Origin of the sequence: Winogradskyella flava (genome assembly GCF_014243395.1) — a bacterium.
Classification (GTDB): domain Bacteria; phylum Bacteroidota; class Bacteroidia; order Flavobacteriales; family Flavobacteriaceae; genus Winogradskyella; species Winogradskyella flava.
In genome coordinates, this window is the sequence record NZ_JACLCP010000005.1 from 190,787 (window position 1) to 204,037 (window position 13,251).

Annotated in this window: 17 protein-coding genes; 11 read left to right on the forward strand and 6 right to left on the reverse strand. The window is 34.1% G+C overall.

Annotated features, from left to right (window positions below; translation table 11 throughout):
- Positions 1 to 34 precede the first annotated feature (34 nt).
- Positions 35 to 823: an NAD(+) synthase gene (gene nadE, locus H7F21_RS15120; protein ID WP_185790144.1), complete on the reverse strand. Its 789-nt coding sequence runs from the start codon at positions 821 to 823 to the stop codon at positions 35 to 37.
- 90 nt (positions 824 to 913) lie between these two features.
- Here nadE and gldB point away from each other — a divergent pair, with 90 nt between their 5' ends.
- Both gldB and gldC read left to right on the forward strand, forming a co-directional pair.
- The gene (gene gldB / locus H7F21_RS15125) at positions 914 to 1,870 is read left to right on the forward strand and encodes a gliding motility lipoprotein GldB (RefSeq protein ID WP_185790217.1); all 957 of its coding nucleotides are present in this window, start codon (positions 914 to 916) and stop codon (positions 1,868 to 1,870) included.
- Complete coding sequence (gene gldC / locus H7F21_RS15130; protein ID WP_185790145.1) at positions 1,870 to 2,205, forward strand: gliding motility protein GldC; 336 nt, start codon at positions 1,870 to 1,872, stop codon at positions 2,203 to 2,205. The genes gldB and gldC overlap by 1 nt, the downstream gene beginning before the upstream one ends.
- Before the next feature lie 12 nt (positions 2,206 to 2,217).
- Here the strand turns inward: gldC and H7F21_RS15135 are convergent, their stop codons facing one another.
- The 4 genes from H7F21_RS15135 to H7F21_RS15150 form a co-directional block, all read right to left on the reverse strand.
- Positions 2,218 to 3,039, reverse strand: coding sequence for a hypothetical protein (locus tag H7F21_RS15135; RefSeq protein WP_185790146.1), 822 nt, complete (start codon positions 3,037 to 3,039; stop codon positions 2,218 to 2,220).
- A gap of 280 nt (positions 3,040 to 3,319) precedes the next feature.
- Positions 3,320 to 3,532, reverse strand: coding sequence for a hypothetical protein (locus H7F21_RS17445; RefSeq protein ID WP_246431500.1), 213 nt, complete (start codon positions 3,530 to 3,532; stop codon positions 3,320 to 3,322).
- Between the two features lie 272 nt (positions 3,533 to 3,804).
- Positions 3,805 to 4,569, reverse strand: a complete 765-nt coding sequence (locus tag H7F21_RS15145) for a hypothetical protein (RefSeq protein WP_185790147.1) — start codon at positions 4,567 to 4,569, stop codon at positions 3,805 to 3,807.
- Positions 4,570 to 4,790: 221 nt separating this feature from the next.
- Positions 4,791 to 5,519 (reverse strand): hypothetical protein, encoded by a 729-nt coding sequence (locus H7F21_RS15150; RefSeq protein ID WP_185790148.1) that lies wholly within the window; start codon positions 5,517 to 5,519, stop codon positions 4,791 to 4,793.
- 262 nt (positions 5,520 to 5,781) lie between these two features.
- On the opposite strand from H7F21_RS15150, the gene H7F21_RS15155 reads away from it, so the two are divergent.
- Positions 5,782 to 6,396 carry a DUF4230 domain-containing protein gene (locus H7F21_RS15155; protein ID WP_185790149.1) on the forward strand — a complete coding sequence of 205 codons (615 nt, stop codon included), beginning with the start codon at positions 5,782 to 5,784 and terminating at the stop codon, positions 6,394 to 6,396.
- Here the strand turns inward: H7F21_RS15155 and H7F21_RS15160 are convergent.
- A complete protein-coding gene (locus H7F21_RS15160; RefSeq protein WP_185790150.1) occupies positions 6,391 to 6,696 on the reverse strand; it encodes a rhodanese-like domain-containing protein in 306 nt (101 codons plus the stop codon). The two genes, H7F21_RS15155 and H7F21_RS15160, sit on opposite strands and share 6 nt — an antisense overlap.
- 46 nt (positions 6,697 to 6,742) lie before the next feature.
- On the opposite strand from H7F21_RS15160, the gene H7F21_RS15165 reads away from it, so the two are divergent.
- The 8 genes from H7F21_RS15165 (at position 6,743) to H7F21_RS15200 (ending at position 13,232) form a co-directional block, all read left to right on the forward strand.
- Positions 6,743 to 7,312: a TetR/AcrR family transcriptional regulator gene (locus tag H7F21_RS15165; protein ID WP_185790151.1), complete on the forward strand. Its 570-nt coding sequence runs from the start codon at positions 6,743 to 6,745 to the stop codon at positions 7,310 to 7,312.
- A 68-nt stretch (positions 7,313 to 7,380) separates the two neighbouring features.
- Entirely contained in the window at positions 7,381 to 8,454 is a 1,074-nt protein-coding gene (locus H7F21_RS15170; RefSeq protein WP_185790152.1) for an FAD-binding oxidoreductase, read from the forward strand.
- Between the two features lie 111 nt (positions 8,455 to 8,565).
- On the forward strand, positions 8,566 to 9,522 hold the full coding sequence (gene paaA / locus H7F21_RS15175; RefSeq protein WP_185790153.1) for a 1,2-phenylacetyl-CoA epoxidase subunit PaaA: 957 nt from the start codon (positions 8,566 to 8,568) through the stop codon (positions 9,520 to 9,522).
- A gap of 284 nt (positions 9,523 to 9,806) precedes the next feature.
- A complete protein-coding gene (gene paaB / locus H7F21_RS15180) occupies positions 9,807 to 10,094 on the forward strand; it encodes a 1,2-phenylacetyl-CoA epoxidase subunit PaaB (RefSeq protein ID WP_185790154.1) in 288 nt (95 codons plus the stop codon).
- A gap of 99 nt (positions 10,095 to 10,193) precedes the next feature.
- Complete coding sequence (gene paaC / locus H7F21_RS15185) at positions 10,194 to 10,949, forward strand: 1,2-phenylacetyl-CoA epoxidase subunit PaaC (protein WP_185790155.1); 756 nt, start codon at positions 10,194 to 10,196, stop codon at positions 10,947 to 10,949.
- A gap of 1 nt (position 10,950) precedes the next feature.
- Positions 10,951 to 11,451: a 1,2-phenylacetyl-CoA epoxidase subunit PaaD gene (gene paaD, locus H7F21_RS15190; protein WP_185790156.1), complete on the forward strand. Its 501-nt coding sequence runs from the start codon at positions 10,951 to 10,953 to the stop codon at positions 11,449 to 11,451.
- A 62-nt stretch (positions 11,452 to 11,513) separates the two neighbouring features.
- On the forward strand, positions 11,514 to 12,293 hold the full coding sequence (locus tag H7F21_RS15195; protein ID WP_185790157.1) for an enoyl-CoA hydratase-related protein: 780 nt from the start codon (positions 11,514 to 11,516) through the stop codon (positions 12,291 to 12,293).
- Positions 12,294 to 13,232, forward strand: a complete 939-nt coding sequence (locus H7F21_RS15200; RefSeq protein WP_185790158.1) for a threonine ammonia-lyase — start codon at positions 12,294 to 12,296, stop codon at positions 13,230 to 13,232.
- Positions 13,233 to 13,251: the final 19 nt, after the last annotated feature.

Consider the following 13,251-nt stretch of genomic DNA (forward strand, 5'->3'; position numbering starts at 1 on the left):
CAGTTTCTGCAATTTATTCGATAAACAGCAGTTTTTACCTTAAATTTTTAGGAATTTCACAAATAGGTATAGGGACCATTTTATGCTGATTTCTGGTATTGTAATTCATAAATATCTCAAAAGCCTCACGTTTTCTACCTTGAAAATCATTAGCTGTTTTACCCTCATCTTTCATTTGCATTGCCCACTCTAATTCAGGATAAGTCGCACCGATTTGGTCTTCATCACTGCGCGCATCTCCAAATAGACCATCACTTGGCGCAGCTTTCATTATTGATTCTGGCACATCCAGATAATCACCTACAGCATAGACTTCAGATTTTAAAAGATCTGCAATAGGACTTAAGTCCACGCCACCATCGCCATATTTTGTGTAAAAACCAACACCAAAATCTTCAACCTTGTTGCCTGTTCCTGCAACTAAACGACCCAATAGACCAGCGTGGTAGTACAAAGTCGTCATACGTAAACGTGCCCTAGTATTTGCCAATGCCATATCTACCGTAGTTTGTTTGCCATCGAGGTTAACTTCGGTCTTAAATTCTTCAAAAACAGGTGTTAAATCAACCCTAGTGTCACTCACATTTGGGAAACGTTTTTTTAATTGTGCTATATGTTCTTGCGCTCTACTAACATGACTTGCAGCTTGATGTATAGGCATTTCTATGCATAAAACTTCCAAGCCTGTTTTGGCACAAAGCGTTGATGTTACAGCAGAATCTATTCCACCAGAAATACCAATCACAAAACCATTGACTCTTGCATTGGTGGCATAATCCTTTAACCAATTTACGATATGATCGACGACCTTTTCCGTTTGCATAATTTTTAAAGTTTTGAACAAAGAAGTGTACCTTTGCACAACAAAAATAACGGAAACGTGTTAGGATTAAAAATGTTTTGTAAAATGTCTATGAGAATTTACACATTGTTAATATTGGGACTTCTTGTAGTGTCTTGTAATAAAGATTCTAAACTTGAAGAAGAAATTGCAAAAATTGAAGCCGACTTTGTTGTTGAGCGATTTGATAAAGCTTACATGGAGGCGCAACCAAAGGACTTACCCCAGCTTAAAGAAGCTTATCCTTTTCTCTTTTCTAAGCACGTTCCAGATTCGGTTTGGGTAGATAGAATAAATGACACCTTACAGCACGAGCTACTAGTCGAAGTGAATAAAGCTTATCCTGATTTTAAAGAGACCAAGAACGATTTACAAGGCTTATTCCAGCATTTAAAATACTACGATAAGACATTTAGTTTGCCGAGGATAATTACATTGACTAATGATGTGGATTATAGAAATAAGACTATCGTTACGGATTCTTTAGTACTAATTGCTTTAGACAATTATTTAGGGGATGAACACAGATTTTACCAAAACATTCCTAGATATTTGGCAGCAAATATGAAGCAAGATCAAATTTTGCCAGATGTGACAGAAGAATATGCTCAGAAATATACCTTTCAGAAAGAAAGGAAAACACTATTGGATGAAATGATCTATTTCGGAAAGCTACTTTGTTTCAAAGATAAGATGATTCCGTTTGCTACTGATGCTGAAAAAATTGGATATACAGAGGAACAATTAAAATGGGCAGAAGCTAACGAAAGCGCAATCTGGAGTTATTTTATTGAGAAAGAACTATTGTACAGTACAGATAGTAAATTACCTGGGCGATTTATTGCAGATGCACCTTTTTCTAAATTTTATCTAGAATTGGATAACGAATCACCAGGCCGACTAGGGCAATATATAGGTTGGCAAATTGTTAGAGCCTATGTTGAAAGAACTGGCGAAGATGTAATGAAAGTGCTACAAAAAAAACCTGAAGATATTTTTAGGATATCTAAATTTAAACCGAAAAAGTAATGGAAAAAACTATAAAGTCTAAAATAGAGTTAAATGTAGAACTCGACGAAAATCGTGTGCCTGAAAAGTTAAATTGGTCTGCACAAGATGGTGGCATAGATAACGAGGAAGCGAAAGCGATAATGTTATCCGTTTGGGATAGTAAGACTCAAGAAACTTTAAAAATAGATTTATGGACTAAGGATATGCCGGTTGATGAAATGAAGCAATTTTTTCACCAGACTTTAGTGACTATGAGCGACACGTTTATGCGTGCCACTCAAGATGAAAAAATGACAGCGACTATGAAAGATTTTTGTGATTACTTTGCGGAAAAGCTGGAGTTGAAAAAATAGAACAGGAGTAGTTTAATTTCCAGAGTTGTAGATTGGTATAACATTAAAACAATCTGCTTCTTTCGCGTTGGCATAATCGGCATTTAATCTCTGAAATTTCATAAATTTCGAAGCGTCATAAACTTCCCAGATAATTAGTTCATTACGTTTTCCGGCTGCAGATTGTCTATCGATTTTGTTTTGTTCTATCATTCTGTCAACCTCATCTTTTTCTCCCATTCTCATTACTTTGCTAGAACTTTGCCCTTTGTTTATATTTCTAACGATCCAATAAAACCTTACGTCTTTTTTTGGAAGCTTTATTGGAGCAATAATTTTAGGTTTTACCGTTTCTAAGTTAGGACTTTTAATACCACTAGATTTTGATCTCGAACTTCCAAATAGATTATGAGACTCATTTAGGTTGCTTGTCTTGCTTTTACTTGCAATTGTTCGAAAAGAATTGGGTTCTCTTTTAAAAGGTTTTGTTTTTGTAATGTGAGATTTAGGGTTGGATTCATATGGTTCTGGAATCATATTCTCTTCAACCAATAGCGTAATTAATATCAATTTCCCTCTTAATTTCACTTCAGTTACATATCTGCCTGAAGGCATATATGTTAAAGGTATTTTTGCACTATAACTATTTACTGTGAATTTTTTTTCGAAGTTTGAATTATAAATCTCAACCTTTTCAATGACTTTGTCACTATTGAAAATAAGACTATCGCCAGTCTTGTTGAGCTTATGCTTTAATTCTTTGGCTCGCACATTTACATTCTGTAATAAGGATGATTTCTGACCGTAAGATAAAAGGGTCATCATAACGAATGCTATAGCATAAATTGATTTCATAATAAAGTAGGTTTTGTTTTTGGGAAACAATACAATACTAAGTGTTTGTAAGACACTTATTTATATATGTAAAGGTATTACCAAATTATTTTAGGGACCTTTTATTAGGATAGAGTGCAAATTTTTAAGATAACTTGTAAGTGTTTTCGCTATAATACCAAAAAAAAGGTTTTCGGTTAATAAACAATAGAATTTAATTTGGTAGATAATCGGACAAAAAACCCTTTTTGAAAAGTTTATTCTCAGCTAATAGTTAGTAAGTTTAGCCAATCGATCTATTTTAGTGTATGGACTTGGTAATCCAATAGTCTAGGTCATTATCCAAATCAAACCCCTTTGGGGTTATAAAAATATAGCTTTTCATAGGTCTCCCTTTGAAATCCATTGGTAAACATTCTTCCTTACTAATTTCTCGGCCGTAAGCTTCAACTCCAATTTTTGCCATGAGTAAACTATCTCCATATTTTTTATCGATATGAGTGTCACAACACATTTTACTATTGACTGGCCATAAAGACTAGTCCACCCATCATTTTTTTATCCTAAATTGGAACTTTTTCGGTTCTTAGAATTTGACGGATTCGGTCTCCAAGAAGTTCGTCGTAAGCCATACCTAAAGATATAATTTTGTTTTCAGATCAAATGATTAAAGATGACTTACACGATAACACTTTTTCGTTACTTACAGTATGAAGAATGATTATTTATGCTAACCGTTGATCTATACTTTTGATAACATCAGCCATTACAAAATAATAAATGAATCTAAATAGTTGCGCTTGTTTCACTTTTAGAAGAACTATAGTAAGGCTCTACATTAAAAAGGTCTGAAGCTGAAGAATTGATGTATTCGGGATTTGCAACCTGTTTCTGCATAAACTGAGTGGTATTGTAGACTTCCCAAACCGTCAATTTGTTAAGTTTTCCAAAGTTAGTTTTCGTTTCTAGCTTATTTTTCGAAATCATTTTTAGAGTGACAGATTCGGCTAATAACTTCATACTTTTGTGGGAATTATTTCCAGTATTTACCTCATGTACTACCCAATAAAATTTTTGTTTTTTACGATTTAAGTTAGATCGTTTAGCTCCTGTGAGAATAAACTCTATACTGTTTTTAGGAGGACTTGTTATAAGGTTTAATTTTTCGTCGAGCATCATTCCACTGCCCTCAACAATATTTTTTTTATCTATAGAAGAATCTGTTTTATTGTCAAAGTATTTTACGACGTGCATTTCAACAATTTTATTCGTCAAATGTACTTCGACTACAAATTTGCCCTCAGGAAGGTTCCTAAGAGGTATTAATCCTTGGTTATCTTTAACGTCATAACTTTGGTCATAATCGTCATTAAAAATATCAACTTTAATAATTTTACCTTCGCATCTTAGCGATAGGCTATCTTTACTTAAATTTAAGTTGTGCTTTAGTTCTTTAACCTTGGGATTGTAGTTTTTTAATAATGTTATGTTTTGGCTGTAGCAGAACGTTGCTAAAAACAAGATTAGGAATGTAGATATTACTTTAGACATGGGTTTGAGGGTTTTTAATATCAAGTTTTTGGCTTAATATTGGCTTAACTATAGGCTAAGTTAAAAGCTTAAATCCATGTTCATAAATTTCTAAGATATGATGCGTTTTTTTTAGCTGATCCGCCACCAATTACGATGTAAAGCAAAAAACAAGGTTCATTATGACCTTGTTTATAAGTGTGTTATAACAGTTTTTCCGTTATATAATTATTTCTATTGATTTACTTTGTGGCTACTTGATAATTTTGTTTTGTTGAGCTGTAATAGGGCTCAATATTAAAGATTTTCGAATCAGAAGATTTAAAGTATTGACGATTTTTAATTTGCTCACGCATAAATTTTGATGTGTCATACACTTCGTAAACAATCAGTTTGTTGTTTTTGCCAATCTCTGTACTTAGTTCTAGCTGGTTTTTGGATATCATTTCTGCTACGACCTCTTTGCTTTCCAATCTCATTGATTTAGAAGATCCTGATCTAGCATATCTCTCATATACGATCCAATAACCGGCTGTTATTTTTTCTGATTTTTCTTCTGCCTTTTTTAAGAGCGAATCGTCAGGTTTTTTCTTTATATCTTCTGTATCTTCATTTAGAATGATTTCAATATTTGGTGGTTGTAGCAAATTTGTTTCACTTTTCGTGAGATACATTATAATATGTTTTTTCCCTAATTTTGCTTGTACAATAAATTCGCCAATGGGTAGTTCATTAAGATCAATCTTAGTTTCGATATTGTTAACCTCGATACTATTTGAGTAATCATCATTGAATATGTCGACTCTACTAATAGTATCTTCGCTTTTTAAGGTGAGACTATTATCATTTTCGTTAAAGACTTGAGTTAATGCTCTAGCCTTATAATTAACATTTTTTTCAAAAGTTGTTTTTTGCCCATAAATAAAAAAGGAAGAAATAGTGAATATTATTATGGTCAATCTTTTGTTCATTATGCTTGGATATATCTATATGACTTTGGTGTATTTTTTTAAAAGAATTTATCAATCCTAATCAATTATTAATAAGACGCTGACCTTTCATTTTGGTCACTTTCAATACTTGTTTAAGTTACGATTTTATCTCTTTATATACAAAACAATTATCTTGCCAAAGGCTTAATTATTATTAGTTAAATTGAAAGCAATGCCTTGAGGTTTTATATAAATTTAAATGACTATTAGTTATGATTATTTTTTAATACTAAATTAGCATATGCGCAAAATTCTATTTGGAGTTATAATAACCTTAATCGTTCTGTTTACATTTAAGTACTGTGGAGAAGAAAAAGAAGATAAGATTGTATTAAAGGAAAATTCAGCACTTATTCAAAAGCAGATAAAAAATGTAGGCAAACTCGTTGTGACAGAAGGTCATTTTAGTGAGGTTTTCACTTACAAGAATTCTAAGGCAGTTTTTGGAGATTTATTAGAAGCAGAAAAGAAAGCAGTTGTTATTGTTAATGCTGATGTCACTGTGGCATACGATCTCAGTCTTATTGAATATGATATTGATGAAAAGAATAAAATTCTAAGAATTAAAGGAATACCAAAAGAGGAAATAAAAATCAATCCAGATTTAGAATATTATGATGTTCAGGCGGATTTTCTAAATCAGTTTGAAGCTCAGGATTATAATGTTATTAAGGAAACGGTTAAAAAAACTTTAATGAAAAAAATAGAAGCTTCGGATTTAAAATCGAACGCTCAAAATAGATTGATTAGCGAGTTGTCCAAATTCTTTATACTAACAAATTCTTTGGGGTGGTCATTGGAATACAACCAAACTCCTATCGAATCTATTGGAACACTTAATGATTTGAGGTTATAATCTATTTTTTAAACTCTTCCAACCCCCACCGTTTACAGCGTCAATGTTGTTGAGATTTAAGAATTTAGTGGCTCTTGCTGATCTTACACCACTTTCACAGCAGACTATTACGGGTTTTCCTAATTGTATAATATACTTAATGCGATTTGGCAATTCATCTAATGGAATATGTATAGAATTTTCGATATGTCCATCATTCCATTCTTGTAAAGTTCTTACATCTAATATAACAGCACCATTCTTTAGATAGGTTTCTATGTGGCTTTTTTTGTTACCGAAAATAAAATCTAGAAATCCCATAGCTTGTTTTTTGTTTAAATTTACGAATAAATTGAAATCAAGGTATTTGAAACTAGAAACCCGAAAAGAAGAAATTATCAGAGTGGCGGCTAAACTCTTTAAAGAAAAAGGCTATAGTGCGGTTACCATGAGAGACTTGGCTGGAGAAATGGGAATTAAAGCAGCAAGCCTTTACAACCATATCAATTCTAAGCAAGATATCCTTGATACTATTATTATTTCTTTGGCAGAAGAGTTTACTGAGGGCATGAGATTGATTCAATCTTCAAAACAAAATTGTATTGGGAAGCTAAAACAGATTATTCAATTACATATAAGGATATCCAGTCAAAATATTTATGGAATGGCTTCCTTAAATAATGATTGGATGCACCTTAAAGAAAAACGCAGTTATTATAAGAAATTACGCTCTGATTATGAGGATGATTTTAGAGGGATTCTCAAAGATGGAATAGTATCAAGTGAAATTGTAGATCTTAATCCAGAAGTTATGATGTTTTCAATATTAACAACGCTTAGGTCACTTTATATATGGATTCCGAAAAAAGAAGATTTGAATCTTGAGGAATTGTCTAGTGCACTCAATCAAATTCTGATAGAAGGAATTAACAAATAGTTTAGATTATATTTCATAACTTTGTCATATAAACTAACAATTGTTAGTTTGGTAATATATAGCATGAGATGGCAGAATTTCACAACTTAACAGTTGCAGATATTTATAAAGAAACAGATGATACTTCAGTAGTAACGTTTGATGTTCCTTTGGAATTACATGAGGTGTTTAAGTATAGGCAAGGTCAGCATTTAACGCTCAAAGCAGATATTAAAGGTGAAGATGTTAGGCGGTCGTATTCATTATGCTCTTCCCCAACTGAGAACAAATGGCAAGTAGCTGTTAAACAAATACCAGGTGGTAAATTTTCCACATACATTAATGAGGAGTTGAGATCTGGTGACAGTATGGAAGTGATGGTACCAAGCGGTACGTTTGGTGTGGAGGTCATGCCCAATGGGTCAAAAAATTATCTATTTTTTGCAGCTGGTAGCGGAATAACACCCATTTTATCCATGATAAAAACGCATTTGCAAGCAGAATCTAACTCAACTTGTAAGCTTTTTTATGTTAATAAAACCGCTAAGTCTATCATATTTAAGGAAGAATTAGAGCAACTGAGAAATAAATATTTTGGAAAGCTTGAAATTTACTATTTTCTGACTAAGGAGCGACGCGATATAGAACTGTTCAATGGTCGTTTTGATGATGAGAAAATGAGAGTGCTCACTAAAACATTCATAGATATTCCTGATACGAGTGAAGTTTTTTTGTGTGGACCAGAACAAATGGTTAACTATGTTAGTGATTATCTCATTAATGCGGGTTTGCCTAAGGAATTAGTACATTTTGAATTATTCGTAACGGGCCTTTCAGAAGAAGATATAAAGCGTGCAGAACGTTTATCTAAACAAAATGTAGAGGGTACCGAAGTAATCATTGTTGATGGAGGAAAGGAATTTTTGTTCACCATGACCAAAGAATATGACAATATTTTGGACGCTGCTCTTGGAGCAGGTGCAGATTTACCCTTTGCATGCAAAGGAGGCGTATGTAGTACTTGTAAATGTGAAGTTAAGGATGGCTCTGTAGAAATGAAAATTAATTATGCTTTAGACGAAAAAGAAGTGTCACAAAACCTAGTGTTAAGTTGCCAGGCCGTTCCAACTTCAGATAAAGTAGTTGTGGATTTTGATGTTTGATTAAAAAGATTTGTCATTCCTGTGCAGGCAGGAATAAATAATATAACGAAAAAGAAAAATTAAAGTTCAACTTGCTAAAAGCCAAGTGTTATTAGCTAAAAGCTTAAAAAAATGAGTGAAGAACAAATTAGAAGTTTAGAAAGACAATTCGATGAGCGTATCGCAAGAGACGAAAAAATCGAACCTAAAGATTGGATGCCAGACAAATATCGTAAGACACATATCAGACAAATGTCGCAGCATGCGCATTCCGAAATTGTAGGGATGCTTCCAGAAGGTAATTGGATTACAAGAGCACCATCGTTAAGACGTAAAGTGGCTTTGCTAGCTAAGGTTCAAGACGAAGCTGGTCATGGATTGTACCTATATTCTGCAACCGAAACTTTAGGAATTTCTCGTGAAGAAATGTATGAGCAGTTACATACGGGTAAAGCCAAGTACTCTTCTATTTTTAACTACCCAACAATAACTTGGGCAGATATGGGGGCCATTGGTTGGCTAGTCGATGGTGCAGCAATTATTAACCAAGTGCCATTGTGTAATACATCTTATGGACCATATGCAAGAGCTATGATTCGTGTTTGTAAAGAAGAAAGCTTTCACCAACGTCAAGGTTTCGAAATCATGATGAAATTAGCCAACGGAACACCAGAGCAAAAAGAAATGGCTCAAGATGCATTGAACAGATGGTGGTGGCCAAGCTTAATGATGTTGGGGCCTACAGATGATGTTTCTGTGCACACCGAACAATCTATGAAATGGAAATTAAAGCGCAAGTCTAATGATGACTTACGTCAGCAATTTATAGACCAAACAGTGCCACAAGCAGAATTAATAGGATTAACAATTCCAGACCCAGATTTAAAATGGAACGAAGAACGAGGCAGTTACGATTTTGGAGAAATTGATTGGGATGAGTTCTGGCAAGTTGTAAAAGGTCACGGTCCAATGAATAAAGAAAGAATGAAAGCTAGAGTTGGGGCATGGGAACGTGGTAAATGGGTTCGAGATGCAGCTATGGCTCATGCAGAAAAGAAAAGAAATCGTAAGGAGAAAAAGGCGGTGTAATAATATTTTTAGACTGGCTTTAGAATCGATTTAATAAATGAGTCAGCAAAATGTCAACACGTTGAAATGCAGAATAAAAAAATGAAATCGTTAAGAATTTTTGAAGCCTTGGAAAAAATTTAGATTTCATTTTGAGGTTTTAAAACTGTGGAACAAGTTTTAAAAATTCCTTATTTCAACTTGAACTTTTGTTTCGTTTTGTTTCAAGACAAAATGAATAGAAAGAAAAAATAAAAACAGAAGTATAATTAATAAGATACCTGCTTTCGCAGGCATTAGAAATTATGTCAGCTAAAAATTGGCCCTTATGGGAAATCTTCGTAAGAAGTAAAAACGGATTAGAACACAGGCATTGTGGTAGTTTGCACGCTGCAGATTCTGATATGGCGCTAGAAAATGCACGCGATGTATATACAAGACGTAATGAAGGCGTGAGTATCTGGGTTGTAGAATCCAAACACATCACAGCCTCAAATCCAGAGAACAATGGAGAGTTATTTGAGCCAGCTCAAGATAAGGTGTATCGTCATCCAACATTTTATGATTTGCCAGACGAAGTAAAACACATGTAATTTGAGTTTTACTCTAATTACATTTCCCGAGAAATCGGAAACACATAAAATTATTTAAATGTTTAACTAAAACGATTTCCACTTTCGTGGAAAGTAAACATGAAAAACGAAAACTTATACAATTACATCTTAGGAATTGCAGACAACAGCCTAATTCTTGGACAACGCATGGGTGAGCTTTGTGGGCATGGACCAAGTTTGGAGACAGACATTGCGTGTACTAATATCTCATTAGATTTATTTGGACAAGTGCGTAGCTATTTTCAGTACGCGAGCAAGATTGCTGGAGACGGAAGAACAGAAGATGATATCGCAATGCTTCGTAAGGAACGCGAATACAAGAATGTATTATTGGTAGAACAACCAAATACAGACTTTGCATATACACTTGGGCGTCAATTTTTATTTGATGTGTATCATTTGGCATTTTTAAAAGAACTTCAGAAAAGTACAGACTTAACGTTGTCAGCAATTGCAAATAAATGTGTAAAAGAGGTAAGCTACCACGAACGCTTTTCTTCGGACTGGGTTAAACGTTTAGGAGATGGTACTTCGGAAAGTAAGGAAAAAATGCAAGAGGCTATAAACGACTTATGGACATATACAGATGAATTCTTTCATCAGACTGATGCAGATAAGGCAATGGTAGTTGAAGGAATTGGAGTAGATGTAACAAAGCTTAAGGATAGTTATTATAAAGAAGTTTCTCAAGTACTAGAAGAAGCGACAATACAAGTGCCAGAATCCAAATACTTTCAAAAAGGTGGAAAGCAAGGAATTCATACGGAGCATTTAGGTTATTTGCTGTCAGATTTACAATATATGCAACGCACCTATCCGAATATGGAGTGGTAGTATGACAAGTACAGAACAAAATATAGACAAGAGATTGCTATCAATACTGGAACAGGTTTCAGACCCTGAAATTCCAGTTTTGTCTATTATGGACATGGGTGTTGTACGTTCTGCAATTTTAATTGATGGTAAAGTTAAGGTGGAAATTACACCAACGTATAGTGGCTGCCCCGCAATGGATGTCATTGGTGATGATATAAAAAAAGCATTAAAAGATTCTGGATATGAATCCGAAATTGATTTAATCCTACATCCAGCTTGGACAACAGATTGGATTACGCCAAGAGGACGTAAGGCTTTGGAAGATTACGGAATCGCTGCACCTTTAGATGCTGAAGCAGATAAAGATGTATTGCTTAACGGAAAGCGAATAGTTAAGTGTACCAATTGTGGCTCAAAGAACACTAGATTGGTAAGTCAGTTTGGTTCAACAGCATGCAAAGCACAATTTCAATGTGATGATTGCCAAGAACCTTTTGATTATTTTAAATGTTTGAAGTGACAACTTGTTGTCATGCTGAACTTGTTTCAGTATCTCATCAAGATAATTATAAGTTTAAAAATATGAGCTCAATTCTATTAAAGATTGAAAATAAAGTAGCACACATTACGCTAAATAGACCAGAAGTATTCAATAGTTTCAATCGCGAGATGGCTTTAAGTCTTCAATCGATTTTAGATGATTGCGAAAGCAATCTAGAAGTCAGAGCGATTGTACTTACCGGAAACGGAAAAGCATTTTGCGCAGGTCAAGATTTAAAAGAAGTCACAAATCCAGAATTAAATCCAGGATTTAAAAAGATATTAGAAGAGCATTACAATCCTATCATTACAAGAATTCGTTCAATTAAAAAACCAATTATAGGTGCTGTAAATGGTGTTGCTGCTGGTGCAGGAGCTAATATTGCATTAGCATGTGATATTGTTGTGGCTCACGAAAAGGTAAGTTTCATTCAAGCCTTTAGTTTAATTGGTTTAGTTCCGGACAGTGCAGGAACTTTCTTTTTACCTCGTTTAATTGGTTTTCAAAAAGCACAAGCTTTGGCCATGCTAGGTGATAAAATTTCAGCTGAGGAAGCAGAAAAAATGGGAATGATATATAAGTCAGTGTCTTTAGAAGAATTTGAGGAAACGATAAATCAATTAGCAAATAAACTGGCGAATATGCCAACAAAAGCTCTAGGTCTTATTAAAGAATTATTTAATAAGTCGATGACCAATACTCTAGAAGACCAATTGGCATTAGAGTCAAAATTACAAATTGAAGCAGCTAGCAGTAATGATTATGCAGAAGGTGTTGCAGCATTTATAGAAAAACGTAAGCCAAATTTTAAAGGCAATTAATTGAACAAAGAAACCCTCATAGAAGTTCACAACAGAATAAAACCATTTATTCATAAAACGCCAGTTCTAAGCTCAAGCCTAATAAATGAAATGGTTGGAGCTGATATTGTGTTTAAATGTGAGAACTTTCAAAAAATGGGAGCCTTTAAAATGCGTGGTGCGACCAATGCTATATTATCATTATCAGAGGAAGAAAGACAGCGAGGAGTCGTAACCCATTCGTCAGGTAATTTTGCCCAAGCGGTTTCATTAGCTGCTCAGAAATTGGATGTAAGGGCCTATATAGTTATGCCAGAAAACGCACCTCAAGTCAAAAAGAACGGCGTAAAAACATACGACGGTGAAATTATAGAGTGTGAATCTACGCCTCAAGCAAGAGAAGCAACTGCTAATAAAATAAAAGAAGAAAAAGGAGCGTCTTTTTTGCATCCATCAAATCAAGATGAGGTGATTTATGGAAATAGCACTGCCACTATGGAATTGTTAGGCGACTATCCAAATTTAGACGTAATTTTAACTCCAGTTGGTGGTGGTGGATTAATAGCAGGGACAGCTTTAGCTGCACATTATTTTTCAGACAATTGCAAAGTAATTGGAGGAGAGCCGATGGAAGCAGACGATGCGTATCGTTCTTTAATTTCTGGTAAAATAGAAACCAATGATAGTTTTCATACAGTTGCTGATGGTTTGAGAACACATTTAGGAGACCGCAATTTTCCCATTATTCAAAAGTATGTCGATAAGATTATCCGTGTCGAAGAGGATGAAATTATCAATGCGATGCAACTCATTTGGGAAAGAATGAAAATTATAATAGAACCTTCATGTGCAGTGCCTTTTGCAGCAGTATTGAAGAATAAAGAAGAATTTAAAAATAAGAATGTCGGAATTATTTTGTCTGGCGGAAATGTAGATGTGACAAATCTTCCCTTTGGGTGATTTGTCATCCTGAACTGTC